This is a genomic window from Janibacter cremeus, from assembly GCF_029395675.1.
GTDB classification, from domain to species: domain Bacteria; phylum Actinomycetota; class Actinomycetes; order Actinomycetales; family Dermatophilaceae; genus Janibacter; species Janibacter cremeus_A.
In genome coordinates, this window is sequence record NZ_CP115184.1 from 1,495,906 (window position 1) to 1,522,182 (window position 26,277).

Consider the following 26,277-nt stretch of genomic DNA (forward strand, 5'->3'; position numbering starts at 1 on the left):
CATCCTGTCAGGTGGGTCAGGCGGAGCGCTTGTGCTTGCGCTTGCCCGTCTCCTCGTGGCGCACGATCGTCGGCAGGACGTTGTCGCGCACGACTTCCTCGGTGACGACGATCTGCTTGATGCCCTCGTCGCTCGGCGCGTCGAACATCACCGGCATGAGCACCTCCTCGAGGATGGCCCGCAGGCCGCGGGCGCCCGTCCCGCGGGCGATCGCGGACTCGGCGATCGCCTCGAGGGCGTCGTCGGTGAACTCCAGCTCCACCCCGTCGATGTCGAACATCTTGCGGTACTGCTTGACCAGCGCGTTCTTCGGCTCGGACAGGATCTGCACCAGCGCCTCCCGGTCGAGCGGGCTGACGGTGGTGATGATCGGCAGGCGGCCGATGAACTCCGGGATGAGGCCGAACTTCATCAGGTCCTCGGGCATGACCTCGGTGATCGCCTCGGCCAGGTCGGTGGACTTGTGCAGCTCGGAGCCGAAGCCCAGCCCCTTCTTGCCGATGCGCGACTCGATGATCTTCTCCAGGCCGGCGAAGGCACCGCCGACGACGAAGAGGACGTTCGTCGTGTCGATCTGGATGAACTCCTGGTGCGGGTGCTTGCGGCCACCCTGCGGCGGGACGGAGGCGGTCGTGCCCTCGAGGATCTTCAGCAGTGCCTGCTGCACGCCCTCGCCCGAGACGTCCCGGGTGATCGAGGGGTTCTCGGACTTGCGGGCGACCTTGTCGACCTCGTCGATGTAGATGATCCCCTGCTCGGCCTTCTTCACGTCGTAGTCGGCGGCCTGGATGAGCTTCAGCAGGATGTTCTCCACGTCCTCGCCGACGTATCCCGCCTCGGTCAGCGCGGTGGCGTCGGCGATGGCGAAGGGGACGTTGAGCATCCGCGCGAGGGTCTGGGCGAGGTAGGTCTTTCCGCAGCCGGTCGGACCGATGAGCAGGATGTTGGACTTGGCGATGTCGACGTGGTCCTCGTCGCGCTTGGCAGCGGCACCGTCGTCGGCCTGGATGCGCTTGTAGTGGTTGTAGACCGCGACCGCCAGCGCCTTCTTCGCCTTGTCCTGACCGACGATGTAGGTCTCGAGGAAGTCGAAGATCTCGCGCGGCTTGGGCAGCTCGTCCAGACCGAGGTCACCGGAGTCGGTCAACTCCTCCTCGATGATCTCGTTGCACAGGTCGATGCACTCGTCGCAGATGTACACGCCCGGACCGGCGATGAGCTTCTTGACCTGCTTCTGCGACTTGCCGCAGAAGGAACACTTGAGCAGGTCGCCGCTCTCTCCGACTCGTGCCACGTCCGGTCCTTCCTGCCTGGTGGGTCGGCCCGTCCGGCCGCCTGTGGGTCGACGGTACCCAAACGGGGGTGTCTCGCCTCCATTCGACACCCCCGGACGGGGGCGCGTCGCCCTTGTCCGCTATCAGCGGAACACCGGGTGTCGTACCCGGGCAGCACGAAGGGCCCCGGCGAACCGGGGCCCTTCGTCGTCGTGGTCGCTCAGTCCTCGAGGGAGGCCTTGCGCGGGCTGAGCACCTCGTCGATGAGGCCGTACTCCTTGGCCTCCTGCGCGGTGAGGTGCTTGTCGCGCTCGATGTCCTCGCGCACCTGCTCGACGCTCTTGTTCGAGTGCTGGGCCCAGGTCTCCTCGAGCCAGGTGCGCATGCCCAGCACCTCGTTGGCCTGGATCTCGATGTCGCTGGCCTGGCCGCCGGCGCCGCCGGCGAGCGCGGGCTGGTGGATGAGCACCCGGGCGTTGGGCAGGGCGAAGCGCTTGCCCGGCGCACCAGCGGACAGCAGGACCGCGGCCGCGGAGGCCGCCTGGCCGATGACGAAGGTCTGGATGTCCGGCCGGATGTACTGCATCGTGTCGTAGATCGCCGTCATGGCAGTGAACGAGCCACCCGGGCTGTTGATGTACATGAGGATGTCGCGCTCGGGCTCCATCGACTCGAGCACGAGCAGCTGGGCGATGATGTCATCCGCGGACGCGTCGTCGATCTGCACGCCGACGAAGATGATCCGGTCCTCGAAGAGCTTGGTGTACGGGTCGGTCCGCTTCATGCCGTAGGAGGTGCGCTCCTCGAACTGCGGCAGGACGTAGCGGTTGGACGGACCGGGACGCATCGGGGCGCCGCCCGGCTGGTCGGTACGCAGCTGGGTATCGAAGTTCATGGGTGTCTCCTGGGGGCTCGCGGGGAAGGGACTCACTCGGTGACGGGGTTGTCGTCCCCGCGGCCCGTCTGGTCGGAGCGCTCGAAGACGTGGTCGACGAAGCCGTACTCCATGGCCTCCTGGGCACCGAACCACCGGTCGCGGTCGGAGTCCTTGCTGATCTGCTCGACGGTCTGGCCGGTGTGCTCGGCGATCAGCTCGGCCATCTGGGTCTTGACGAAGAGCATCTGCTCGGCCTGGATCTTGATGTCGGAGGCCGTGCCACCGATGCCACCCGAGGGCTGGTGCATCATCACGCGGGCGTGCGGGGTCGCGTACCGCTTGCCCTTCGTCCCGGCCGACAGGAGGAACTGGCCCATGGACGCGGCCAGACCCATCGCGACGGTCGCGACGTCGTTGGGGATCCACTTCATCGTGTCGTAGATCGCCATGCCCGCGGAGATCGACCCGCCGGGGCTGTTGATGTAGAGCCAGATGTCCTTCTCGGGGTCCTCCGCCGCCAGGAGCAGCATCTGGGCACAGATCGCGTTCGCGTTGTCATCGCGCACGTCCGACCCGAGGAAGATGATGCGCTCCTTCAGGAGGCGCTGGTAGATGTGGTCGTCGAGGCCCATCCCGCCCTGCGGGCCGGCCGCGACGATCTCGCTGCTGTTGCTCACGCTCACTCGCTTCTCCGCCGTGACGGCGGTGATTGTCGATCGACTGGCTGTGCATCGCCTTCTTGTCATTGAGCCTAACGCCAGCCGGGCCGGACTGTTTCCCGTGCCCGGCACGTGTTCGCCGTGAGCGCAACGCACGGGCGAAGGGGGGCCACCCCCTTCGCCCGTGCCGTCACCGCAGGAGGAGGTTGAGCACGACGGTGAGCACCACGGAGGCGATCACCGAGAACAGGATCATGCCCAGGCAGCCCATGGCGCCGCCGAGCGGGCGGATCCGCATGCGGGGCCGCTCGCTCACGACGCCTCCTGCCTCGGCGGGCTGACGAGGAGCGCGAGACCGGCGAAGCCGTCGAGCTCGACGTGGAAGCCGTGCAGCTGGTCGACCTCGCCGAAGACGGAGCCGTCGCCCATGTCCATCAGCCGGGACCCGGGCTGGAGGCGCTCGCTGATGACCGTCCCGGAGATCGGGTCGGCGGAGAAGTTGAGCACGGTCACCTGCAGCTGCCCCGGGACCTGCTCGTACTCGTGCACCATGACGAGCATCGCCGCGTGGGCGACGTCGGGGACGTCGACCTGGCGCGTCGTGGCGACGGCGAAGTAGCCGCGCAGGTGGAGGATCTCGCGCAGCCGCGTGACGAAGGAGTCGGGATCCTCCAGCTGGCGGTCGACCGGGCCGTAGAGGGTGCGCGCCCGGGGCATCCCGGACGTCGACCACTGCTCGTCGGGCGCGACGTCGAGCAGGTCGTAGGCCGGCCGGTGGATCCACCGCGTGTCACCCTCGCGCAGGAGGTCCTCGATCTCCTCCGCCGGGATCGGCAGCGCCCCGACGAGGTCCCACCCCGACAGCGCGAAGACGCCGGGCTGGAGGGCGTTGTACATCGCGAGCAGCAGGTGCGCCCGGCGCACCTGCTCGACCTGCTCGCCGGTGAGTGCGTCGAGGTCGCTGAACCCCAGGGCCCCGGTGATGACGGACGCGGTGGTCGAGGCGATCCCGTTGGTCGTGAAGACGAGGTTGTAGGGGGCGGCGTCCCCGGTCAGCGCCCCGGTGAGCTCCGCGCGGACCGTCTCGGCGAGCTCCTCCCCCGTCACCTCCCCCTCGCGGAAGGTGAACACGTCCTCGCGGTGACGGCTGGCGAAGTGGACGAGCTCGTAGGTCAGCTCGTCGTGGTTCTGCAGAGCGTGCACCAGGCCCGCCGCGTCGACGCCCAGGCGCTGCGCCTCGCGCAGGGTCAGCCGCAGGAACTCGGTGTCCCCCGTGGCGAGCGCGTGGTGGTAGGCGGGCCGGGTGATGAAGTCGTAGGACAGGTCGGCACCACCGGCGGCGGTGTCCCGGATGTCCTCGATCGAGAGGTTGAGCTCCTGGAAGGTGAACCCGCCGACCTTGCGCACCATCGAGCCGATGAGCTGGTTGGCGGCCTCGGAGAGCGGGTGCCCCTCGGACCAGGCCGGCCCGACCTCGAGGGTGCGCTCCACCCCGAGGAAGCCGTTGGCATCCAGGCGCAAGCCACCGGAGCCGAGGTCACCGATGCTGTGGAGGGCGTCCCCGATGACCAGGCGCATCCCGGCGAAGGTGGGGTCGAGCCAGTTGATCGAGGGCTGCCCCTCCTTGAAGTAGTGGAGGTAGACCCAGCGTCGGGTCACGCCGTCCGGGCCGGTGACCGGGGCCGTGGCCGACCAGTTGGTGTCCTTGACCCCGGGCACGTGGAAGATCACGCGCTGCAGCTCACCGATGATGTGCCCGGCCTCGGTCAGGGCCATCTCGTCGATCTCGTCGAGGTTGGCCGAGTCCCTGCCCTCGGGGACGTCGGGCAGCAGGTGCCACTCCTCGGGAGGGATGGAGATCATGTGGTAGATCCCCGGGTAGTCACCGACGCCGAGCTCGGCGAGACGGAAGTCGGCGCCCTTGCCCGTGTGGCCGGGGACGATGTCGTCGATGACGGTGCCCTCGTGCTCGGCGGCGACCCGGCACATCTCCCGGAAGTCCTCCTCGGTGCCGAAGAGCTCGTCGATGTGTGTCCCGATGCGGTCGAAGTGCCCGTCGACGCTCGGGGTCGGGTTCCACCCCGACAGCCCTCCGGCCCGCTTCACCGGTCCGGTGTGGACACCGTGGATGCCGATGTGCTCGAACGCGGCCCACAGGTCCGGGTCGGCGAGCGTGCCGAGGAAGGACTCCCCCCGACGGGTGATCATCGAGATCGGGTAGGCGGTGAACCACACCGATGCCGTCTGCACAGCCGCCCGCGGGTCGGGCTGGGCGAAGGGGTTCTGCCACATGGAGCCCAGACCACTGAACTGGTTGGCGATCTCCTTGGCGTCCTGGAGCATCGACTGCCCGCAGAGCCAGTCGACGTAGACGGGGTTGGACCCCTCGGGCTCCCCCGAGCGGACCTGGGCCCGCGACGGCGCTCCCTGCTGGCGCAACCGGGCGCGCGGGCGCAGGCCCTTGGGCCGTGCGGGGAAGAAGACCTGGGCGAAGTTGGGCTCCCCGGGGTCCTCCACCTCGAGCGCCTCGGGCGCCTCGGGTGCCTCGGGTGCCTCGGGCGGATCCGCGTCGAACTTGCTCATGGCACCACGCTACGGGGTCGGCGTGCGCGGCGACGCCCCATCGTCCGGAGGGAACTCGCCCGCGTCGCCGGTCGGCGTGCCGATGTGCTCGCGTGCCCACCGCGGGACAACGAAGAGCGCGTCGGCCTCCGCCGTGACCCGATCCTGCGGGTCACGGATCTCACCCCGGGCGCGCACCTTCCACCCGTCGACCTCCTCGACCCAGCCACGGGCCACGTGCTCGACGCCGAGCGACGTCGGCCGGCGGTAGGTGGTGTTGAGGTACGCGGTCAGTCCCGGCCGACCGATCCTGGCCGGCGCCGACCCGACGACCTGGTCGAGGACGGCCGCGACGATCCCGCCGTGGACGCACCCGGGAGGTCCCTCGTAGCCGGCACCCAGGGTGAAGGTGCAGCGCATGTTGCCCTCGGCGTCACCGGTGACGTGCAGCGGCGGGGCGATCGGGTTGCGCATGCCGACCATCGGGTTGCCGTGGTCGCGCAGGCGTCCGTCGCTCGCGGTCTCGATCCCGAGCGGACCGGCCTGCGCGTGCGTGAGCAGCCGCTGCGTGACCTCGCGGACCTCCGCCGCGATGCTCGTCAGCGTCTCGTCGTCGACCCGCGTGCGCACGCACGCGTCGACCAGCTCCCGCATGCTCGAGGCGAGGTCGGACTGGGCGCGCTCGGTGGTCGCGAGCGCCTCCGGGTCCTCGACGGTGGCGGGCGAGGCGAAGGCGCCGTCGGTCATGGGGGTCCTCCTGGTGGTGGGTGCTGAACGAGTGTGCAACGTCGCGATCCCGGACGCAACGACGTCAGCGCGCGTCCACCTGCCGCTCGCGCACGGCGGTCACGGCCACGAGGGCGGGCAGGGCCAGCAGGCCGACGAGCAGCAGGGAACGCAGCACACCCACGTGGTCCCCCATCAGGCCGAGGAGGGGCGGTCCGACGATGAAGGCCACGTAGCCGATCGTGGAGACGACGGACAGCCGGGCGGCCGCACGCACCGGGTCGTCCGCCGCCGCGCTCATGCCGACCGGGAAGCCGAGGCTGGCGCCGACGCCCCAGAGCACGACGCCGACGAAAGCGAGCGGGGTCGACCCGAGGACGACGAGCAGGGATCCGAGCGCGGCGAGCACGAAGGTGCCGCGCAGCACCGGGACGCGGCCGAAGCGGTCGAGCAGGCCCACCCCGAGCAGGCGTCCGCAGGTCATCGCGCCGAGGAAGGTGGCAAAGGCCAGGACGCCGACCCACCCCGGCTGGTCGTGCCCCTCGGTCACGGCGATGGCGATCCAGTCGTTGGCGGTGCCCTCCGTGAGGGCCGCGACGAGGACGACGAGGCCGATGACGAGGGTGCGCGGCTCGAGCCAGGCGCTCCCCCGTGCGGTGGGCGTCGTCGGCACCCCGACCGGCTCCTGCGTGCGGGCGAGGTAGGCGCGCGGTGTGGGGAGACCGACCGCGAGGACGAGGACCGCGGCGCCGGCGAGGTGCGCGAGGACGGGCACGTGCAGGGCCACCAGCCCCACCGCCACGAGGGCGCCGAGGACCGTGCCACCGGAGAAGCAGGCATGGAAGTGCGGCATGACCGTCCGGCCGAGACGCTGCTCGACGGCTGCGCCCTCGTGGTTCATCGCCACGTCCCACAGCGAGACCCCGACCGCGAAGACGAGGAGGCCGAGCGCCGTCGCGACGGCACTCCCGACGAGGTCGAGCCCGACGCCGAGGGCCACGAGCCCGACGGCCGCCACGAGGACGCCGACGGTCGTCGTCCGGGCGGCGCCCAGCGCGGTGATGACGCGACCGGCCATCGGCAGGGCGAGCACGGAGCCGAGCGCCCCCGCGAGCAGCGTGCGGCCGAGCTCCCCCGGGGTGAGGGCGAGGTCGGTGCGGATGTCGGGGATGCGGGAGGCCCACGAGGCGAAGCCGAAGCCGTTGACCGCGAAGGTCATGAAGACCGCGGTGCGGGCACGAGGAAGGGGGTCACCACCCATCGGCGGTGACCCCCTTCGTCGTGAGGTGGAGGAGGTCAGGCCTTCTCGTCCTCGGTGGTCTCGGCCGACTCGGCCTCCACGACCTCGGCCTCGGCCTCGGCGACCTCGGCCTGCGGGGCGTCGCCCTCGGCACCCTCGGCGGCCTCGTCCTCGTCGCCACCGGGGGTGATCTCGTCGAGGTCGACCTCGTTGCCGTCGGCGTCGACGATCGTGGCCTTGTCGAGCGCGGCGGCCAGGGCCTTGCGGCGGGCCACCTCACCGACCATGCCCTCGACCTGGCCCTGCTGGTCGAGCAGCTGGGCGAACTGGTTGGGCTCCATGCCGTACTGCTGGGCCTGCATCATCAGGTACTCGATGAGCTCGGGCTGGCCGACCTCGACCTCCTCGGCCTTGCCGATGGCGTCGAGGAGGAACTGGGTCTTCAGCGCCTTGCGGGTCTGCTCGTCGACCTCGGCGCGGTGCTCCTCGTCCTCGAGACGACCCTCCTGCTCGAGGTGGTTGTGCACCTCGGTCTCGACGATGCTCTCCGGGATGGCGATCTCCGTCGACTCGAGCAGGTGCTCGAGGACCTTGTCGCGGGCCTGGATACCCTGCTCGAACTTCTTCGCCTGCTCGGCCTGCTTGGCGACGTCCTCGCGCAGCTCGGCGGCGGTGTCGAACTCGCTGGCCATCTGGGCGAACTCGTCGTCGACCTCGGGCAGCTCACGGACCTTGACCGAGTGGACGGTCACGGTGCAGTCGGCGACGGTCCCGGCCTGGTCGCCACCGGCGAGCGGGGCGGAGAAGTCCTTCGTCTCCCCCTTCGCCATGCCGAGCAGCGCCTCGTCCATGCCCTCGAGCATGTTGCCGGAGCCGACCTCGTAGGAGACGCCCTCGACGGAGTCGATCTCCTCGCCCGCGGCCTCTGCCTTGAGGTCGATGGAGACGAAGTCGCCGTTCTCGACGGCGCGGTCGACACCGACGAGGGTGCCGAAGCGCTCGCGCAGCTCGGTCAGCTTCTCCTCGACGTCCGCGTCGGTGACCTCGAGGTTGTCGACGGAGATCGTCAGCCCGTCGTAGTCCGGGAGGGTGACCTCCGGGCGCACGTCGACCTCGACGGTGAACTTGAGGTTCTCCTCGTCGGTCATCGGCACCTCGGTGATGTCCACCTCGGGCTGGCCGATCGGGTCGATCTCGGTCTCGTCGACGGCCTTGCCGAAGAACTCCGGGAGGGCCTCGTTGACGGCCTCCTGGATGACCGCGCCCTTGCCGACGCGCTGCTCGATGATCCGCGCGGGCACCTTGCCCTTGCGGAATCCGGGGACCTGGATCTGGTCACCGATCGACTTCAGGGCCGCGTCGACGTGCGGCTGGAGCTCCTCGCTCGGGACCTCGACGGTCAACTTGACCCGGGTCGGGCTGAGGTTCTCGACGGCACTCTTCACTGCAGGCACTCCACACGATCTGGACGATGACGGGGGTTGGGGCGGTGGCTCTCGGGTCGGGTGTCGACCGTCGGGCGCACACGCACCGTCCCGGCTGGCCGGGACACGAGAAACCACTGTATCGGCTGGAATCGCACAGGCCGAATGCGCGGGTGCTCAGTCCTCCCGCGGCACGAGCGAGATGAGGGTGAGCTCCCCCTCGAGCGAGGACTTCTCGGTGACGACAGCGACCTCGCGACCACGCACCGCGAAGAGGGCGATGGCCCTGCCGCCGTACATCCTCCGGAAGTCCTCGTAGGTGTACTTCGCCGTCAGCGAGGTGCGCCGCACGTCCATCTCCTTCGCCCGCTCGGTGAGCTCCTTGTACTCCAGGGCGGGGGCGAAGGGGGTGCGCGCGGTCAGGTGCGAGGCCGTCTCCGTGCGGTCGGCACCGACGTGCTCGGCGGGCGCAACGGCCAGCTGGAACACGTGCGCCCGTCCCAGGAAGTGCGAGAACTCGCGGGCCGCGATGGTGTTGCGCTCGTCCTGGTCGGTGGCGGCGACGAAGGTCTTCAGGCCCGCGAGGTCCATGTCGCGCACGACGTAGTCACTGAGCAGGTTGGCCATCTCGACCCGCATCCCGGCCATCCGGGCCCGTTGCAGCGCCGCGCGGTAGACGGTGACGATGACGACGTCCACCCCGACGTCGTCGAGCGCCTTGGCCACGCGCACGATCCACTCGTCGCCCCCGGCGAGGATGACCCCCTGGGGCGAGGTCGTTGCCAGCCCGAGCCGCTCGGCGAGCCGGCCCACGCCGAGCCCGTAGATGGCGACCGTGGCGACGATGACGAGGAAGACCAGCGGCACCATCCGGGCGGCCTCCGTCCCGAGGTGCTCGAGGCGGGCCGCGTGCTCGGGGTCGGACGCACGCTCGGCCGCATGGGCGAGCTCGAGGGCGAAGATGCTCACCACGGCGGCGGCGACGATGCCCCGCGGCGCCATGAAGGCGAGCAGGCGCCGCTCCTCCTTCGTGGCGCCGGTTCCCACGAGCCCGAGGAAGACGCTCAGAGGACGGACGACGAGTACGAGGGCCAGGACGAAGACCGCCGCAACGGGCGCGATCTCCACCACGGCCTCGGGCGAGACGCGGCCGGCGAGCACGATGAAGAGGATGCCGACGAGGAGCACCTGCAGGTGCTCCTTGAACTGGGTGACGTGCTCGAGGTGGAGGTTGGGACGGTTGGCCAGGAAGACGCCCATGATCGTCACCGTGAGCAGCCCGCTCTCCGACTCGATGGAGTTGGAGAGGGCGAACGCACCGACCGCGGCAGCGAGGAAGACCGCACCGTGGAGGAAGTCGGGCACGAGGTGGCGCTTGATGGCCTGCTCGAGCAGGACGCCGAGGACCAGGGCGATCAGAACCGCCGTGACGATGGTCGTCCCGAGCGAGGTCAGGACCGCGCTGACGGGGTCGGCCGAGGTCCTGGCCAGGACGGCCTGGAAGACGAGAACGGCGAGGATCGCCCCGATGGGGTCGACGACGATGCCCTCCCACCGCAGCAGCGCGGCGATGCGCCGGGTCGGGCGCAGCTGGCGCAGGATCGGGCCGATGACCGTCGGTCCGGTGACCACGAGGACGGCGCCGACGAGCAGCGCCAGCTCCAGCGGGAAGCCCAGCAGCCACCCGGTCAGCGTGATCAGCGCCCAGGCGATGGCCACGGTGACGGTGCACAGCCGCACCGTGCTGCGTCCCAGGTCGCTGATGTCGCTCAGGCGCAGCGACAGGCTGCCCTCGAAGAGGATGATCCCCACGGCCAGGGTCACGCCGCTGAAGAGGACGTCCCGCCCGAGGACCGCGTCGGCAGTGACCACCTGACCGAGACCGAAGCCGACGATGAGCAGCACGAGGATGGAGGGGATGCGTACGGCCCATGCGAGGACCTGGCAGGCCACGCCCAGTGCGGTCACGAGCGCGAGGTAGCTCGCCGGGTCGCTGATCACGAGCGCAAGACTGCCACCCCGACGGTGGCGAGGGCCAAGCCCGTGCCTGCGTGGTCGGGGTAGCCGGATTCGAACCGACGGCCTTCCGCTCCCAAAGCGGACGCGCTACCAAGCTGCGCCATACCCCGTTGACCCGATTGCGCTCGGGCTGCGTGCGGGGACTAGGCTAACCCCTGCTGCTCCGACCGTTGCGCCACAGGCCGACTCGGGGGCTGCGCGCGGGTGTAGCTCAATGGTAGAGCCCCAGTCTTCCAAACTGGCTACGCGGGTTCGATTCCCGTCACCCGCTCCCCGGCACGAGGCCCGCGGGACCCCCCGGGGTCCTGCGGGCCTCGTCGTGGATAACGGTTCGGCACCCACCGGCCGCGGCCGGCAACCCGCCTCCCCCTTCGCACGTCTGGATCCATGACGCAACCGGGCGTCGCGCGCCGGGCTCACGCCCTCGGCGAAAGGGGAAGTCGTCATGAACACTCGTCGCAATCTCAGTCGGTTCGCCGTCGGTGCAGTCGCGGCCGCCGCGACCGTGGCCGCGGTACCGGCAGCAGCGCCGGCCGCCACCGCGTCCTACTGCAACCTGACGTGGGGCTCGCTGGCCAAGGCGGCACCCACGTACACGAGCGGCACGCTGGCGAACGTGCGCTCCGGCCGGCACGCCTGCTTCGACCGCCTCGTCCTGGACGTCGACGACGTGCCCGGTCGGCTCGGCCACGACGTGCGCTATGTCAGCACGGTCCGCATGGACGGCAGTGGCACCGCCGTCCCGTTGCGCGGCGGCGCCGACCTGCGCATCATCCTGAAGGCACCGGCGTACGACAACCACGGGAGGCCGACCTACCGGCCGGCCAGCCGCACCAACCTGGTGGACGTGTCCGGCTACCGCACCTTCCGCCAGGTGGCGTGGGCGGGCAGCTTCGAGGGGCAGACGACCATCGGGCTGGGGGTGCGGGCGCGGTTGCCGTTCCGCGCCTTCGTGCTCGACGGTCCCGGTGACGGGGCCCGTCTGGTCATCGACGTCGCGCACCTCTGGTGAGACGGCCTGTCGGGGTGGTGTGCACCCGTGTGGGGACACCCCGCACCGGTGAGCACCACCCCGACGGGGTGGACGCGAGGCCGCTCACTCCCCCTTCGCCGTGATCCGGAACTCGTGGATCGCCCGGCCGGCGGCCCTGCCCTTGTCCTCGAAGCCGGCGCTCGGCCGCCAGCCGGGGCGCTCCCCCTCGACCACGGCGACGCCGCCGTGCTCCTCGAGCTGACCGCGTACGTGGTCGGCGTAGGCGGCGTGGTCGGTGGCGACGAGCAGGTGACCACCGGGACGCAGCCGGTGCAGGATCATCTCGAGGGTGTCCTGCTGGACGAATCGCCGCTTGGCGTGGCGCGCCTTGGGCCACGGGTCCGGGAAGAACAGGTGCACCGCCGTGAGCTGGTCGGCCCCGACGCACTGCACGAGGTACTCGATCGCATCACCCCGGTGCACGCGGACGTTGGCCAGGCCCTCCTCCTCTGCGCGGGCCATCAACCGGGCGACACCGGGCACGTGCACCTCGGCGGCGATGACCCCGTGGTCGGGGTGCTCGCGGGCATAGGCGAGGGCCGACTCGCCGTAGCCCGACCCGATCTCGAGGACGATCGGCACGTCCCGGCCGAAGGCCTCGACGGGGTCGAGGGGTGTCGTCGGGACGGCGTAGCGCGGCAGGAGCGTGTCCATGCGCTCCTGGGTCTGCGGGGACATCCGCCAGCGGGGGGTGAAGGTGCGCACGGTCGCGCGGTAGCGCCCCTCCTCGGTCAGGGGGGTGTCCGTCAGGGGCGCCTTGTACTGGTCGGGCTCGTGCGGGTCGGGCTCGGAGGTGGTCACGGCCGCACAGGCTACCCCGAGCTCAGTCGCGCCAGATGATCACAGCGGCGCGGTCGTCCTCGGCCCCCGCCCGGCCACCGGCGACGAGGGTCTTGGCGAGCCCGGGGAAGCCGCTGGTCAGGCGGGCCTGGGCGGCACCGAGCATCCAGTCGATGCCGTCGTCGAGGTCACGCCCGCGCGACTCGATGATGCCGTCGGTGTAGACGAGGAGTGCGTCGCCGCGGTTGAGGACGGTGTGTGCCTGCGGGTACTCGGCATCCGGGACGAGACCGAGGGCCGGACCGCGGTTGCCGTCGAGCGGGACCCACCGTCCGGAGCCGGCGTCGTAGTGCATGGCCGGGGGGTGGCCGGCCGAAGCGACCGTCGCCTCGCCCGTCTCCAGGTCGAGGCAGAGGTGCACGGCGGTGGCGAAGCCCTCGTCCCAGCCGTCCCGCTCGAGGAACTCGTTCGCCATCGGCAGCACGCGGTGCGGGGTGGCCGATCCGATGACGCCGCCGAGGGCGCCGGCGAGGACGAGCGCGCGGGTGCCGGCGGCCTGCCCCTTGCCGCTGACGTCGGCGAGGACCATCTCCAGCCGACGACCGCACCGGCTCGACGAGGTGATGTTGAAGTCACCGGCGAAGGCATTGCCGTGCGCGGTGGCGAAGGACCGCTCCGCGTGCCACCCGCACGGCAGCCGCGGGATGTCGCCCATCGCGTGCAGGCGCGAGCGCAGGTCACCGAGCATCCGGTCACCCTCGAAGGTCGCCGCCCCGTGGTGCGAGCGCGACGTGGCGACCGCGTACATCAGGGCCAGGGAGATCATCAGGGGGAGGGTGCCGACCATCCCCTCGCCGGTGAAGACGATGGCCCCGGCGACACAGACCAGGACGACGCCGAAGACCGTCCGCACCTGCTGCAGCGAGCAGAGCGTGGTCGCCAGGAGGCACACGGGGACCAGCGTCACGAGCGGGACCGTTGCCGCCCAGACCTGGTGGGCCACGGCGATCAGGAGGACCGTCCCCAGGACCGTCAGCAGGAGCGGTGTCCCCTCGATCCGCGGCAGCGACCGCGGCAGCCATCGTCGCTCTGCCCACACGGGCGCACGACTCGGCAGGATCGCAGACACGCTCGCACTCCCCGGTCGTCCACGGTGCCGCCGAACGGCGGGACCTGATCGCACCATAAGCGTCCGAGGGCCCCGTGTGAAGGGCCGTGACCGATCAGCAACGAACCGAGCACCCGTGGGGGGCTGGCGAATCGGTGCCTCAGGGCAGTGGCGGGAGGGTCCCGTCCGACTCGTACGCGCTCACCATGTCGATGCGTCGCTGGTGGCGATCCTCGCCCGTGAACTCCGTGGCGAGGAAGACCTGCACCATCTCCTTGGCCTCGGCGAGCGACTGCATCCGGCCACCCATGGACAGCACCTGCGCGTCGTTGTGCTCGCGGGCCAGACGGGCCAGCTCGGCGTTGTAGCACAGGGCCGCTCGGATGCCGGCGACCTTGTTGGCGGCCATCTGCTCACCGTTGCCGGAACCGCCGAGCACGATCCCGCGGCTGCCTGGGTCGCTCGCGACGGCCTCGGCGGCCCGCAGCACGTAGACCGGGTAGTCGTCGACGGCGTCGTACTCGAGTGGCCCGTGGTCGGTGACCTCGTGGCCCTCCGCCGCAAGGAAGGTCAGCAGCTCCTGGTGGAGCTCGAAGGCCGCGTGGTCGCCGCCGATGTGAACGCGCAAGGTCTCTCTCCGGTGTGTGGGAAGGGGTGGGGCCGGGTCAGTCGAAGATCGGGTCGCGGGTGCGGGTGCGCTTCAGCTCGAAGAAGCCGTCGGTCCCGGCGACGAGCACGCAGCCGTCGAAGAGACGACCGGCGGCCTCCCCCTTCGGGGCCGGGCTGACGACGGGGCCGAAGAAGGCGACCTCGCCGACGGAGATGACCGGGGTGCCCACGTCGTCGCCGACGAGGTCGATGGCCCGCTGGTGGCTCTCGCGCAGGAACTCGTCGTGCTCCTCGCCGTCGGCGGCCTCGATCAGCTCCGCGGGCAGGCCGACCTCGGCGAGCGCCTCGGAGACCACGTTGTGGAAGTCCTGCTGCTCCTGCAGGTGGATGCGGGTACCGATGGCGTCGTAGAGGGGCTTGGTGACCTCGTCACCGTGGGCCCGACGGGCCGCGGCGATGACCCGTACGGGCGTCCAGCCACGGGCCATCAGGTCGAGGTAGCCCTCGTCCAGGTCCCGACCCTCGTTGAGCACGGACAGGCTCATCTGGGACCAGGTCACCTCGACGTCCCGGACCTGCTCGACCTCCATCAACCACCGCGAGGTCAGCCAGGCCCACGGGCACAGGGGGTCGAACCACATCTCCACGGGCTGTCTCGGCATGGCCCCATGGTCGCAGACGCTCGGGGCAGATCGGTCGTCGGGCCCGGTGCGTGAAAGCATGGGAAAAAAGTGCCCGATGCGAAGGAGACCCTGTGCCCGGGAAGAACCTCACCCGCGAGGAGGCCGCTGATCGTGCGGCCCTCGTGGCGGTGGACGACCACGCGATCACGCTCGACCTGACGACCTCGGAGACGACGTTCGCGACGACCAGCACCATCCGCTTCACGGCGAAGGGAGGGAGCAGCACCTTCGTCGACTTCATCGGCGAGTCCGTGGACGAGGTCGTGCTCAACGGCACCGCGCTGGACCCGGCGGACATCGTCGCCGAGCACCGGGTGCGTCTCGACGACCTGGCCGACGACAACACGGTGACCATCCGCGCGACCGGCCGGTACATGAACACCGGCGAGGGACTGCACCGCTTCGTCGACCCCGTGGACGGCGAGGTCTACCTCTACACGCAGTTCGAGGTCCCGGACAGCCGCCGCATGTACCCGGTCTTCGAGCAGCCCGACCTCAAGGCGAGCTTCGCCCTCACCGTGACGGCCCCCGCGCACTGGCAGGTCATCGGCAACTCCCCCACCCCGGAGCCGATGCCCGTCCCCGGTCGGGAGGGCGTGGCCACGTGGGCCTTCGCCCCGACCGAGCGGATGAGCAGCTACATCACCGCGCTCGTCGCCGGCCCCTACGACGTCGTGCGCGACTCGCTGGTCTCCGGAGGCAAGGAGGTGCCTTTGGGCATCTTCTGCCGTCGGTCGCTGACGCAGTACCTCGACGCGGACAACCTCTTCGCGCTGACCAAGGCCGGTTTCGCCTTCTACGAGCAGGAGTTCCGGCGGGGTTACCCGTTCACGAAGTACGACCAGGTCTTCACGCCGGAGTACAACATGGGGGCGATGGAGAACGCCGGCTGCGTGACCTTCCACGAGATGTACGTCTTCCGCTCCAAGGTCCCCGACGCGCTCGTCGAGCGGCGCGCCCTCACGGTCCTGCACGAGCTGGCCCACATGTGGTTCGGCAACCTCGTGACGATGAAGTGGTGGAACGACCTGTGGCTCAACGAGTCCTTCGCCGAGTGGGCCTCGACCACCTGCCAGGCCGAGGCCACCGAGTGGACCGACGCGTGGACGACCTTCTGCACCCACGAGAAGGCCTGGGCCTACCGCCAGGACCAGCTGTCCTCGACGCACCCCATCGTCGCGCCGATCCGTGACCTCGAGGACGTCGAGGTCAACTTCGACGGCATCACCTACGCCAAGGGCGCCTCGGTCCTCAAGCAGCTCGTCGCCTACGTGGGCCGTGAGGCCTTCCGCGACGGCATCCGGGCCTACTTCGACAAGCACGCGTGGGGCAACACCACCCTGGACGACCTGCTGGTCGAGCTGGAGGCCACGTCCGGCCGGGACCTGCGGTCCTGGTCGCAGCTGTGGCTGGAGACGGCCGGGGTCAACACCCTGCGCACGCTCGTCGAGGTGGACGAGCGGGGGCACTACGTCGACGCCGTCATCGAGCAGACCCACGCCGAGGGCTTCCCGACGCTGCGGCCGCACCGCCTCGCGGTCGGCCTGTACGACCTCGTCGACGGTGCCCTCGTGCGGCGCGAGCGCCTCGAGGTCGACGTCGACGGCGAGCGCACCCCCCTGCCGGATCTCGTCGGGCAGCTCCAGCCGGACCTGCTGCTGCTCAACGACGACGACCTGACGTACGCGAAGCTGCGTCTCGACGAGCGCTCCCTCGCGACGCTGCTCGCTCACCCCACGGCCTTCGGCGAGTCGCTGCCGATGTCGCTGGCGCTCGCGTCGGCCTGGGACATGACCCGTGACGCCGAGATGGCCGCCCGGGAGTACGTCGACCTGGTCATGCCGGTCCTCGACGGGCTGGACGACTCGACGCTGCTGCGCACGCTGCTGGCCCAGGTGTCGACGTGCGTGGCCACCTACAGCGCCCCCGAGCACCGGGAGGCACTGCGCGAGGCGGTCGTCACCTCCCTTCGCTCGCTGGCGGAGACGGCTGCGCCCGGCAGCGATGCCCAGCTGCAGCTGGTCACCGCGCACGCCAACATGCTCTCCCCGGGGGCCGACACCGACCTCGTCTCGGGCCTGCTCGACGGCAGCACGACCCTCGAGGGCCTGGCCGTCGACACCGACATGCGGTGGACCCTCCTCACCGGTCTCGCCGCCGCCGGCGAGGCCGACGCCGACGCCATCGCGCAGGAGGCGAAGGGGGACAACACGGCGACCGGTCGTGAGCGCGCCGCCCGTGCTGCCGGGAGCATCCCGACCGCCGAGGCCAAGGAGGCCGCGTGGCAGGCCGGCGTGGTCGCGACCGACACCCCGAACTCCGTCGTCGACGCCCACGGCCTCGGCTTCGGCCGGGTCGTCGATCCGGCGCTGCTGACCCCCTTCGTCGATCGGTACCACGACGTCCTCGAGGAGGTGTGGTCGACGCGGACGCACGCCATCGCCGAGGGCATCGTCCTCGGGTTCTACCCGATGGCCCTGGCCGGCCCGCAGCTGCTCGCGACCACGCAGGCCTGGTTGGACGAGCACCCGCAGGCGCCCGACGGCCTGCGGCGCCTCGTCGCGGAGAGTCGCGATGCCGTCGTCCGCGCCGTGCGGGCCCAGGAGCGTGACGGCCGGTGACGTTGACCGACCTCCCGTTCGTCGACCTGCCGGAGAACGACCCCGTGCGGGAGCTCACGTGGGGTGGCGCCCTCGAGTGGATGCTCGGCGCCCCGCTGCGGATCGTCCTCACCCTCGTCGTGGCCTACGTGGCCCGGCGCCTGGTGCACCGGGCGATCACCTCGGCGATCAACGCCTCGATCGCCCGCAGCGAGGCCGCCCAGGCCAAGCGGGACCACAAGCGCGCCCGAGGGATGTCGGCGACCACCGTGCGCGAGCGTTCCCGGCAACGGGCCCTGACGACGGGCTCGCTCCTGCGCAGCATCGCCACCATCGTCATCGCCACGATCACGGCACTCACGGTGCTGGCGCTCATGGCGATCCCGCTCGCGCCGCTGCTCGCCTCCGCGGGTGTCGGTGGCGTCGCCCTCGGTTTCGGCGCCCAGGCGCTGGTCAAGGACTACCTGTCGGGCATCTTCATGATCCTCGAGGACCAGTACGGCGTCGGTGACTACATCGACACCGGCGAGGCCGTCGGCACCGTCGAGGAGGTCTCCCTCCGGGTGACGCGGCTGCGCGACCTCGACGGCGTCGTCTGGTACGTGCGCAACGGTGAGATCCTGCGCATCGGCAACCGCAGCCAGGGGTGGTCGACGGTCATGGTCGACCTGCCCTTCTCCTACAAGGAGGACGTCGACCACGTCATCGGGATCATCCGCGAGGAGGTCTCGAAGATGACCGACGACACCCACTGGGGCGAGGTGCTGCGCGAGGCCCCGAGCGTGCTCGGGGTGGAGACCATCACCGCCGGCACGATCACGGTGCGGGTCTTCGCCACCTGCGCACCCAACGAGAACTGGTCGATCCAGCGCGAGATCCGGCGTCGGGTCAAGGACGCCTTCGACCGTGAGGGCATCGCCGGCCCCCCGCTCCCGCCCATCGGCGGCAACCACACGATCTGAGAGGCTGAAGACCGTGGACGCACAACCTTCAGGGACCTTCTACGAGCAGGTCGGCGGGCACGAGACCTTCGTGCGCCTCGTGCACGCCTTCTACGAGGGGGTCGCGCAGGACGAGACGCTGCGGGCCCTCTACCCCGAGGAGGACCTCGGCCCGGCCGAGGTCCGCCTGCGGATGTTCCTCGAGCAGTACTTCGGCGGACCGACGACGTACAGCCAGCAGCGCGGTCACCCGCGACTGCGGATGCGGCACGTCGGCTACGCGGTGACCCCGGACCAGCGCGACCGGTGGATGCGGCACATGCTCGCCGCCATGGACACCCTCGACCTGCCCGAGGCGCACGACGCGGCCATGCGTGACTACTTCCGCCGGGCCGCGGACATGCTCATCAATGCCGACGACGAAGGACAGCGACTGTGACCACCCGGGTCCCGACCCCCCTTCCCACCCGCGACCTCCATCCCGCATCGGAGGCGGACGCGCCCTGGTGGCGCGACGCCGTGATCTACCAGATCTACCCGCGCTCGTGGGCCGACGCCGCGGGCGACGGGGTCGGCGACCTGGCGGGGATCACCTCTCGCCTGACGTACCTGCGCGACCTCGGGGTCGACGCGGTGTGGCTCTCCCCCTTCTACCGCTCCCCCCAGAACGACGCGGGCTACGACGTGTCCGACCACCGGGACGTCGACCCGGCCTTCGGCACCCTCGCCGACGCGGACGCCCTCATCGCCAGGGCCCACGAGCTCGACCTGCGGGTCATCGTCGACCTCGTGCCCAACCACACCTCCTGGGAGCACGAGTGGTTCCGGGAGGCGCTGGCCGCTGAGCCCGGCGGCCCCGAGCGGGACCGCTACATGTTCCGCGACGGGCGCGGCGAGGACGGTGAGCTGCCGCCGACGGACTGGCTGTCCAACTTCGGCGGGGGCGCGTGGACCCGCATCACCGAGCCGGACGGAAGCCCGGGCCAGTGGTACCTCCACCTCTTCGACCCGAGCCAGCCGGACCTGAACTGGCAGAACCCGGAGGTGCGTGCCCACTTCGAGGGGATCCTGCGCTTCTGGCTCGACCGTGGCGTGGACGGCTTCCGTGTCGACGTCGCGCACGGCCTGGTGAAGAAGGAGGGGCTGCCCGACTACGACAGGCACCCCGGAGGGCTCCTCGAGGTCACCCACGAGGCCCCGTACTGGGACCAGGACGGGGTCCACGAGATCTACCGGGGGTGGCGCGAGCTGCTCGACTCCTACGGCACGCCGGAGCGGATCATGTGCGCCGAGGCCTGGGTGGCCCCCGCGGACCGGCTGGCCCGGTACGTGCGGCCGGACGAGTACCACCAGGCCTTCAACTTCGACTTCCTGGAGACCCCGTGGCTGGCCGAGCCGCTGCGCGCGGTCATCGCGCAGTCCCTCGCCGAGAACGACGCCGTCGGGGCGCCCGCCACGTGGGTGCTGAGCAACCACGACGTGCTGCGCCACGCGAGCCGCTTCGGCCTGCCGCAGGGCGCCGCGCGTCCCAACGGCATCGGCGCCGGCGACCCGCAACCCGACGCCGAGCTGGGTCTGCGCCGGGCCCGCGCGGCGACCACGCTCATGCTCGCGTTGCCCGGCAGCGCCTACGTCTACCAGGGCGAGGAGCTCGGTCTGCCGGAGCACACGAGCCTGCCGGACGCCGTGCGCCAGGACCCGACCTGGCTGCGCACCGGTGGCCTCGAGCGCGGTCGCGACGGGTGCCGCGTGCCGATGCCGTGGACGAAGGGGGCCCGGGCCCTGGGCTTCAACACCACCGGAGCCGCATGGTTGCCGCAGCCGCAGAGCTACGCGGACCTGGCCGTCGACGTCCAGACCGGGGTCGAGGGGTCGACGCTGGAGCTGTACCGCTCCCTGCTCGCCCTGCGCCGGCTGCGCGGGCTGGGACGGGGAGCCCTCGCCGAGGTGGAGTCCCTGGGCGAGGACGTGCTCGGCTATGTCGTCACCGCGCCCGACGGGGAGCGCACGCTCGTCCTCGTAAACCTCTCGGACACCCCCGTCGAGCTGCCCGAGGACGCCACGGTGCTCGTGGCCTCCGACGATCTCGACGGCCGGAAGGTGCCCACGGACACGGCGGTCTGGGCCACACTCGGCTGAACGACGAAGGAGTCCCCATGGCACCGATCCTCCTGCTCCACTCGGCCCTCGGTCTGCGACAGGGAGTCGAGGACTTCGCCGAGCGGTTGCGCGGGCACGGCCACGAGGTGACCGTCCCCGACTTCTACGAGGGCCACGTCTTCGACGTCGAGGCCGAGGGGATCGCCCACCGGGACGCGCACCCGGAGTACTTCGAGCACGTGCGCGCCGTCGCCGACGGGCTCCCCGAGGAGACGGTCCTCGCCGGCTTCTCGCTCGGGTCCTTCTTCGCCCAGCGGTTGGCCGCCAAGCGCCCCGGCTCACGGGCGGCGATCCTCATGCACTCGGTCACCGCACCGCGCCCCCCGTGGTCGGGGGTGCCGGTCCAGGTGCACCGGTACGCGACCGACCCGTGGATCTCCCCACCCGACGTCGAGGCGCTCGGCGAGGCGGTGCGGGCCAGCAGCGCGCCCTTCGAGGACCACGTCACCGCCGGGCGGGGGCACCTCTTCACCGACCCGGGCGTCCCCGACTTCGACGAGGCCGCGCGGGACGCGACGATCGAGCGCATCGTCGGCTTCCTCGACCGCGGCGACGCGCCGTGAGCCCCGGTCGTCGGGCCGAGGACTTCCCCTACTTCTCCGACCCGACCCCGATCGGCCTGGCGCACCGCGGCGGGTCGACCTACGAGCCCAATGTCGGGCGGGAGAACACCGTCGCCGCCTTCGACGAGGCCGTCGCGATGGGCTACCGGTACCTGGAGACCGACGTCCACGCGACCACCGACGGTCGCCTCGTCGCCTTCCACGACGACGTGCTGGACCGGGTCACCGACGGTCGCGGCGCCATCGCGGACCTGCCGTGGAGCGAGGTGTCCGCCGCCCGCATCAACGGCACCGACGCCGTGCCACTCATGGACGAGCTGTTCGAGACCTTCCCGCAGGTGAGGTTCAACATCGACATCAAGGCACGGGGAGCGATCGCCCCGCTGGCCGAGGCGATCCGTCGCCACGACGCGATCGACCGGGTGTGCATCGGCTCCTTCAGCGACTCCCGGCTGCGCGCGGCCCGCAAGGCGCTCGGTCCCCGCCTCGCCACCTCCGCGGGCCCGACCGACGTCGCCACGATGCGACTGCTGCCCTCCGTCGTCCCCCGCCTGCTGCGCTCCCCCGCGCAGGCCCTGCAGATCCCCGTGACCCACCGCATCGGCCCGGTCACCCCCACCGTCGTCACTCGTCGGCTCGTCGAGACCGCCCACCGGCTCGGCAAGCACGTCCACGTGTGGACCATCGACGAGGCCCCCGAGATGCACCGCCTGTTCGACCTCGGGGTGGACGGCATCGTCTCCGACCGGATCGACACCCTCCGGGACGTGCTCGCGGAGCGGGGCAACCCCCTTCGCTGAGGTCAGGCGGAGCACAGGGCGGCGATGACCTCGGCCACGGCCGTCGGTCGTCCGGCGACGCTCCAGACGCGGCCGCGCACCCCGACCTGCTCGGCGTGGCCCCCGGCCGCCCGCACCAGCGCGGCACCGGGCAGCCAGTCCCACTCGGGCACCGAGTGCTGGGCCCACACGCCGACCCGACCGCCGGCGACGGCCGCCAGGTCGCACGAGCCGGAGCCGAACATCCGCACCGTCGCGGCTCCCGAGATCGCCGCGAGCCAGGGGTCGCGCAGGTCTGCGTCGGGCAGGAAGGCCGGGTGCAGGTACGTGGCCATCGCGACCTGCGCGAGGGGCAGGTCCTGCAGGGGAGCGACCTCGATGCCGTCGAGCGTCGTCGGCCGATCGCGCCCACCGAGCCAGGACTCGTGGACGGCGGGCTGGTGGACGGCGCCGAGCACCGTGCCCTCGGCGTCCCGCAGGGCCAGGGCGCTGCACCATGTGCTCAGGCCGGCGAGGAAGTTGTAGGTGCCGTCGACCGGGTCGATCACCCAGGTGCGCCCGGAGAGCGACTGCGCCTCCGCGCCCTCCTCACCGACGATCCCGTCATCGGGGCGCAGCCGCGCGAGGGTGCCGGCGACGAGCGCCTCGGCGGCGTGGTCGGCCGCGGTGACGATGTCGGAGACGGAGGTCTTCTGCTCCCCGGCGAGCCCCTCCGCACGCATCCGGGCGGCGAGCCCGGCGGCACGGCGGGTCAGCTCGAGGGCCAGGGTCGCGTCATCGACTCCGGCGGGGATGTCGGCGGTCAGGGTGTCCACGCGGCCACCCTAGGACGGGCTCACCGGGCGATGACGAAGCCCCGGTCGGTGGCCACGCGCGTCCACGGGCCGGTCGTGTGGACGCTCGCCACGGACTGCTCGTCCGGTCGCAGGAAGCCCAGCACGTGCAGGCCGAATGCCGTGCCCGCCGGCACCGGCGGGGTCGCGTCGACGGGCCGACCCCACACCCGCGCCCGCAGGTCCGCCACGGCGGCGCTCCCGGAGCCGTCCGGGGCGCCCTGCGCGACCTCCTCGATGCCGGCGAGGGCCACCTCGCGCAGCAGCGTGTCAGGGAGCGTGCCGACGGGCTCCCAGCCGGAGCGGGGTGGGCTCAGCGCGCCCCACGACGGCTGCGTCGTCATCGGGGGGTCCGGGATCTCGGGCCCGCTGCGCGCCAGGCGGTCGGTCACCGCGCCGAGCGGGACGGTGACGTCGCGGCGCACCGGCTCGGCGAGGGCGAAGGTCCGCAGGCCGAGCACGAGGCCGGCGCTGCCCAGGCCCCGTCCCGGCAGGACGCAGGTCCACGCGGCGAGGACGTCACCGACGGCCTGCAGCCGCACGTCGCCGGAGTCGTCGACCCGCCGGGCCCTCGCCAGGTAGGTGGCGAGGTCCTGCGCACTCGCGTCGTCGGCCAGGCGCAGACTCATCGACGACGCCTCATCGCTGCCGGCTCGCCGAGGTAGGCGGTCAGGGCGGCGCGCTCGTCCGCGTCGAGCTTCCGCGGTCGCTGTGCCGTCATGTCGAAGGCGACGAGGGTGCTCTCGGCCCGGGCGTAGACCGTCGTGCTGCCGGGGTCGGGGTCACCGATGTCGTAGGCCATCTCCCAGCTGGCACCGCCGATGCGGGTGATCCACATGGAGACACTGACGGGCTCGGGCCGGTAGGCCAGCTGGCCGAGGAACTCGATCTCCTGCCGCGCGAGCAGCACGCCCGACCGCATCATCCGCTCGCTGCCGCTGGCGTGGAACCAGTCGCCGAAGGCACGGATGCGGGCCTCCTCGAGGAGGCGGTGGTACTGGACGTTGTTGACGTGCCCGAAGGCGTCCATGTCCCCCCAGCGCAGACCGATGTCGGCCCTGAAGCGCGGGGAGGACGGGGGGTGCTCGCTCATGTCCACATCCTCGCACCGCGGCTGCGCTCGTCCCCACCGCCTCCGGCGGGACCGGCGCCGTCAGCGGCCTCGCCTACGGTGGCTGCATGACCTCCTCCCCCGCGGCCACCACGCTCCTCGACGACGCGACCGACGTCCTGCGACGGCTCGTGGGCCGTGACGACGTCACCTTCCGTGACGGGCAGTTCGAGGCGATCGAGGCGCTCGTCGGCGGTGGCTCCCGGGTGCTCGTCGTGCAGCGCACCGGGTGGGGCAAGTCCGCGGTCTACTTCGTCGCCTCCACGCTGCAGCGGGCGAAGGGGGCCGGTCCGGCCCTCATCGTCTCGCCCCTGCTGGCGCTGATGCGTGACCAGATCGCGGCCGCCGAGCGGGCGGGGGTGCGTGCCGTCTCGATGAACTCGGCGAACGCGCAGCAGTGGGACGAGGTCCGTTCCCGGCTGGCGGCCGACGAGGTCGACGTCCTCCTCGTCAGCCCCGAGCGGCTGAACAACCCCCGATTCCGGGCCGAGCAGCTGCCGGACCTCACCCGCCGCTGCGGCCTGCTCGTCGTCGACGAGGCACACTGCGTCAGCGACTGGGGGCACGACTTCCGCCCCGACTACCGCCGGATCAAGGACCTGCTCGCCGAGCTTCCGGAGGGCACCCCGGTGCTCGCGACGACGGCGACCGCCAACGAGCGGGTCGTGCGGGACGTGGCCGAGCAGCTGGCCGCCGGGGCCACGAGCGAGGTGCTGACCATCCGCGGCCAGCTGGCCCGGGACAGCCTGCGGCTGGCGGTCCTGCCCCGCGCCGGGATGGACCGCCACCTGGCGTGGCTGGCCACCCACCTGGGCCGGCTCGAGGGCAGCGGCATCATCTACACCCTGACCGTCAGTGCCGCCGAGGACGTCGCGGCGGCACTCACGGCTGCCGGGCACACCGTGGCCGCCTACACCGGTCGCTCCGACGCCGAGGAGCGGGCGCGGATGGAGGATGCGCTGCGCCACAACCGGGTCAAGGCCCTCGTCGCGACCAGCGCCTTGGGGATGGGCTTCGACAAGCCGGACCTCGGCTTCGTCGTGCACCTGGGTGCCCCCTCGTCACCGGTCGCCTACTACCAGCAGGTCGGGCGCGCCGGTCGCGCCACCGAGCGCGCCGACGTCGTGCTCCTGCCCGGGCACGACGACGTCGCGATCTGGAAGCACTTCGCCTCCTCGTCCATGCCGCGGGAGGACCAGGCGGCGGCGGTGCTCACCGCGCTGGCCGAGGCCGGGAAGCCGTTGTCGACGGCGGCCCTCGAGACCATCGTCGACATCCGCCGCACCCGTCTGGAGCTGCTGCTGAAGGTCCTCGACGTCGACGGCGCCGTCCAGCGGGTCAGCGGCGGCTGGACCAGCACGGGGCAACCGTGGGTCTACGACGCGCAGCGGTACGAGCGGGTCGCGGCCGCCCGCGAGGCCGAGCAGCAGCACATGCTCGACTACATCGCCACCGACGGCTGCCGGATGGCCTTCCTCCAGCGCACTCTCGACGACCCGAGCGCGACGGACTGCGGCCGGTGCGACCGCTGCGCGGGGCCGTGGATCGACGCCGACGTCGCCGACGACGCCCTCGGGTCGGCCCGTTCGACCCTCGACCGGGCGGGAGTCGACCTCGACCCGCGGGCGCAGTGGCCCACGGGCATGGACCGGCTCGGGGTGCCGGTCAAGGGCAAGATCCCCCCCGACGAGGGGATGTCCCCCGGCCGCGCCCTGGCCCGTGTCACCGACCTGGGCTGGGGTCCCCGGGTGCGCGAGCTGCTCGCGACCGACCCGCCCGTCCCGGAGTCGACCGTGCGTGCGGTCGTCCGGGTGCTCGCCGAGTGGGGTTGGCGCACCCGCCCTGCCGGCATCGTGACCATCCCCTCCCGCAGCCGTCCGACGCTCGTCACCTCCCTCGCGACGCAGCTCGGGCAGATCGGGCGCCTGCCCGTCCTCGGCTCCCTCGACCTCGTCGACGGCGGTCCGGTCGGGGAGCCCGGCGGCAACTCCGCCTACCGGCTCGCGGCCGTGTGGGAGCGGTTGGAGGTCGGGCCGGAGCTGGCCGCCGCGCTTCCCGGTCTTGCGGGCCCGGTCCTGCTCGTCGACGACGTCGTGCACTCCCGCTGGACGTTGACCGTCGCCGCCCGGGCCCTGCGACGTGCCGGCGCGGACGAGGTCCTGCCCTTCGCCCTGGCGATCGACGGCTGACGCCCGGTCCCGGGGTCGACGGGACGGGCCCAGTCGTTGCCGTCGACGGAGTGGGAGCCGAGGCATCGCATAACCTTCGATCCTGACCCGATGAATGGAGACGGCTC

General features: G+C 71.5%; 24 protein-coding genes and 2 tRNA genes. 9 read left to right on the forward strand and 17 right to left on the reverse strand.

From position 1 onward, the window contains the following. Positions 1-16: 16 nt before the first annotated feature. From clpX to O9K63_RS06960, 10 genes are all read right to left on the reverse strand, one after another. On the reverse strand, positions 17-1,294 hold the full coding sequence (clpX, locus tag O9K63_RS06915) for an ATP-dependent Clp protease ATP-binding subunit ClpX (RefSeq protein WP_277241794.1): 1,278 nt from the start codon (positions 1,292-1,294) through the stop codon (positions 17-19). 200 nt (positions 1,295-1,494) lie between these two features. Then, a complete protein-coding gene (locus tag O9K63_RS06920) occupies positions 1,495-2,169 on the reverse strand; it encodes an ATP-dependent Clp protease proteolytic subunit (protein WP_277241796.1) in 675 nt (224 codons plus the stop codon). Between the two features lie 32 nt (positions 2,170-2,201). After that, the gene (locus O9K63_RS06925; RefSeq protein ID WP_277242280.1) at positions 2,202-2,783 is read right to left on the reverse strand and encodes an ATP-dependent Clp protease proteolytic subunit; all 582 of its coding nucleotides are present in this window, start codon (positions 2,781-2,783) and stop codon (positions 2,202-2,204) included. 217 nt (positions 2,784-3,000) lie between these two features. After that, the gene (locus O9K63_RS06930; RefSeq protein WP_277241798.1) at positions 3,001-3,126 is read right to left on the reverse strand and encodes a hypothetical protein; all 126 of its coding nucleotides are present in this window, start codon (positions 3,124-3,126) and stop codon (positions 3,001-3,003) included. Continuing rightward, positions 3,123-5,393 carry a maltose alpha-D-glucosyltransferase gene (gene treS, locus O9K63_RS06935; protein WP_277241800.1) on the reverse strand — a complete coding sequence of 757 codons (2,271 nt, stop codon included), beginning with the start codon at positions 5,391-5,393 and terminating at the stop codon, positions 3,123-3,125. Before treS ends, O9K63_RS06930 begins: the two co-directional genes overlap by 4 nt. A gap of 9 nt (positions 5,394-5,402) precedes the next feature. Further along, entirely contained in the window at positions 5,403-6,119 is a 717-nt protein-coding gene (locus O9K63_RS06940) for a PaaI family thioesterase (RefSeq protein ID WP_277241802.1), read from the reverse strand. Positions 6,120-6,183: 64 nt separating this feature from the next. Then, the gene (locus tag O9K63_RS06945; protein WP_277241805.1) at positions 6,184-7,359 is read right to left on the reverse strand and encodes an MFS transporter; all 1,176 of its coding nucleotides are present in this window, start codon (positions 7,357-7,359) and stop codon (positions 6,184-6,186) included. 35 nt (positions 7,360-7,394) lie between these two features. Beyond that, complete coding sequence (gene tig / locus O9K63_RS06950) at positions 7,395-8,783, reverse strand: trigger factor (protein WP_277241807.1); 1,389 nt, start codon at positions 8,781-8,783, stop codon at positions 7,395-7,397. A 156-nt stretch (positions 8,784-8,939) separates the two neighbouring features. Continuing rightward, positions 8,940-10,763 (reverse strand): cation:proton antiporter, encoded by a 1,824-nt coding sequence (locus O9K63_RS06955; protein WP_277241809.1) that lies wholly within the window; start codon positions 10,761-10,763, stop codon positions 8,940-8,942. 51 nt (positions 10,764-10,814) lie between these two features. After that, positions 10,815-10,891: transfer RNA gene (locus O9K63_RS06960), tRNA-Pro, on the reverse strand. 90 nt (positions 10,892-10,981) lie between these two features. Between O9K63_RS06960 and O9K63_RS06965 the strand changes: the two genes are divergently transcribed. Continuing rightward, positions 10,982-11,052: transfer RNA gene (locus O9K63_RS06965), tRNA-Gly, on the forward strand. A gap of 174 nt (positions 11,053-11,226) precedes the next feature. After that, entirely contained in the window at positions 11,227-11,793 is a 567-nt protein-coding gene (locus O9K63_RS06970) for an AMIN-like domain-containing (lipo)protein (protein WP_277241811.1), read from the forward strand. An 84-nt stretch (positions 11,794-11,877) separates the two neighbouring features. Here the strand turns inward: O9K63_RS06970 and trmB are convergent, their stop codons facing one another. The 4 genes from trmB to O9K63_RS06990 all read right to left on the reverse strand — a co-directional run bounded on the left by trmB (position 11,878) and on the right by O9K63_RS06990 (position 14,973). Further along, positions 11,878-12,615 (reverse strand): tRNA (guanosine(46)-N7)-methyltransferase TrmB, encoded by a 738-nt coding sequence (gene trmB / locus O9K63_RS06975; RefSeq protein ID WP_277241813.1) that lies wholly within the window; start codon positions 12,613-12,615, stop codon positions 11,878-11,880. Between the two features lie 22 nt (positions 12,616-12,637). Further along, a complete protein-coding gene (locus O9K63_RS06980) occupies positions 12,638-13,723 on the reverse strand; it encodes a PP2C family protein-serine/threonine phosphatase (protein ID WP_277241815.1) in 1,086 nt (361 codons plus the stop codon). Positions 13,724-13,862: 139 nt separating this feature from the next. After that, on the reverse strand, positions 13,863-14,330 hold the full coding sequence (locus O9K63_RS06985; protein ID WP_277241817.1) for a ribose-5-phosphate isomerase: 468 nt from the start codon (positions 14,328-14,330) through the stop codon (positions 13,863-13,865). A gap of 37 nt (positions 14,331-14,367) precedes the next feature. Then, the gene (locus O9K63_RS06990) at positions 14,368-14,973 is read right to left on the reverse strand and encodes a DsbA family protein (RefSeq protein ID WP_277241819.1); all 606 of its coding nucleotides are present in this window, start codon (positions 14,971-14,973) and stop codon (positions 14,368-14,370) included. A 92-nt stretch (positions 14,974-15,065) separates the two neighbouring features. On the opposite strand from O9K63_RS06990, the gene pepN reads away from it, so the two are divergent. From pepN to O9K63_RS07020, 6 genes are read left to right on the forward strand one after another with little or no spacing between them, the layout of a single operon-like run. Then, entirely contained in the window at positions 15,066-17,615 is a 2,550-nt protein-coding gene (gene pepN / locus O9K63_RS06995) for an aminopeptidase N (protein WP_277241820.1), read from the forward strand. Beyond that, positions 17,612-18,556, forward strand: coding sequence for a mechanosensitive ion channel family protein (locus tag O9K63_RS07000; protein WP_277241822.1), 945 nt, complete (start codon positions 17,612-17,614; stop codon positions 18,554-18,556). The genes pepN and O9K63_RS07000 overlap by 4 nt, the downstream gene beginning before the upstream one ends. 13 nt (positions 18,557-18,569) lie before the next feature. Beyond that, a complete protein-coding gene (locus O9K63_RS07005) occupies positions 18,570-18,974 on the forward strand; it encodes a globin (RefSeq protein WP_277241824.1) in 405 nt (134 codons plus the stop codon). Continuing rightward, a complete protein-coding gene (locus O9K63_RS07010; RefSeq protein ID WP_277241826.1) occupies positions 18,971-20,674 on the forward strand; it encodes a glycoside hydrolase family 13 protein in 1,704 nt (567 codons plus the stop codon). The genes O9K63_RS07005 and O9K63_RS07010 overlap by 4 nt, the downstream gene beginning before the upstream one ends. A 17-nt stretch (positions 20,675-20,691) precedes the next feature. Beyond that, positions 20,692-21,258, forward strand: a complete 567-nt coding sequence (locus O9K63_RS07015; RefSeq protein ID WP_277241828.1) for a dienelactone hydrolase family protein — start codon at positions 20,692-20,694, stop codon at positions 21,256-21,258. Then, entirely contained in the window at positions 21,255-22,058 is an 804-nt protein-coding gene (locus O9K63_RS07020) for a glycerophosphodiester phosphodiesterase (RefSeq protein WP_277241830.1), read from the forward strand. The genes O9K63_RS07015 and O9K63_RS07020 overlap by 4 nt, the downstream gene beginning before the upstream one ends. 2 nt (positions 22,059-22,060) lie before the next feature. Here O9K63_RS07020 and O9K63_RS07025 read toward each other — a convergent pair whose 3' ends face one another. From O9K63_RS07025 to O9K63_RS07035, 3 genes are read right to left on the reverse strand one after another with little or no spacing between them, the layout of a single operon-like run. Further along, on the reverse strand, positions 22,061-22,852 hold the full coding sequence (locus tag O9K63_RS07025) for an inositol monophosphatase family protein (protein WP_277241832.1): 792 nt from the start codon (positions 22,850-22,852) through the stop codon (positions 22,061-22,063). A 20-nt stretch (positions 22,853-22,872) separates the two neighbouring features. Beyond that, on the reverse strand, positions 22,873-23,499 hold the full coding sequence (locus O9K63_RS07030; RefSeq protein WP_277241834.1) for a hypothetical protein: 627 nt from the start codon (positions 23,497-23,499) through the stop codon (positions 22,873-22,875). After that, positions 23,496-23,963, reverse strand: a complete 468-nt coding sequence (locus tag O9K63_RS07035; RefSeq protein ID WP_277241836.1) for an acyl-CoA thioesterase — start codon at positions 23,961-23,963, stop codon at positions 23,496-23,498. Before O9K63_RS07035 ends, O9K63_RS07030 begins: the two co-directional genes overlap by 4 nt. Before the next feature lie 86 nt (positions 23,964-24,049). Here O9K63_RS07035 and O9K63_RS07040 point away from each other — a divergent pair, with 86 nt between their 5' ends. Beyond that, on the forward strand, positions 24,050-26,170 hold the full coding sequence (locus tag O9K63_RS07040) for a RecQ family ATP-dependent DNA helicase (RefSeq protein WP_277241838.1): 2,121 nt from the start codon (positions 24,050-24,052) through the stop codon (positions 26,168-26,170). Positions 26,171-26,277: the final 107 nt, after the last annotated feature.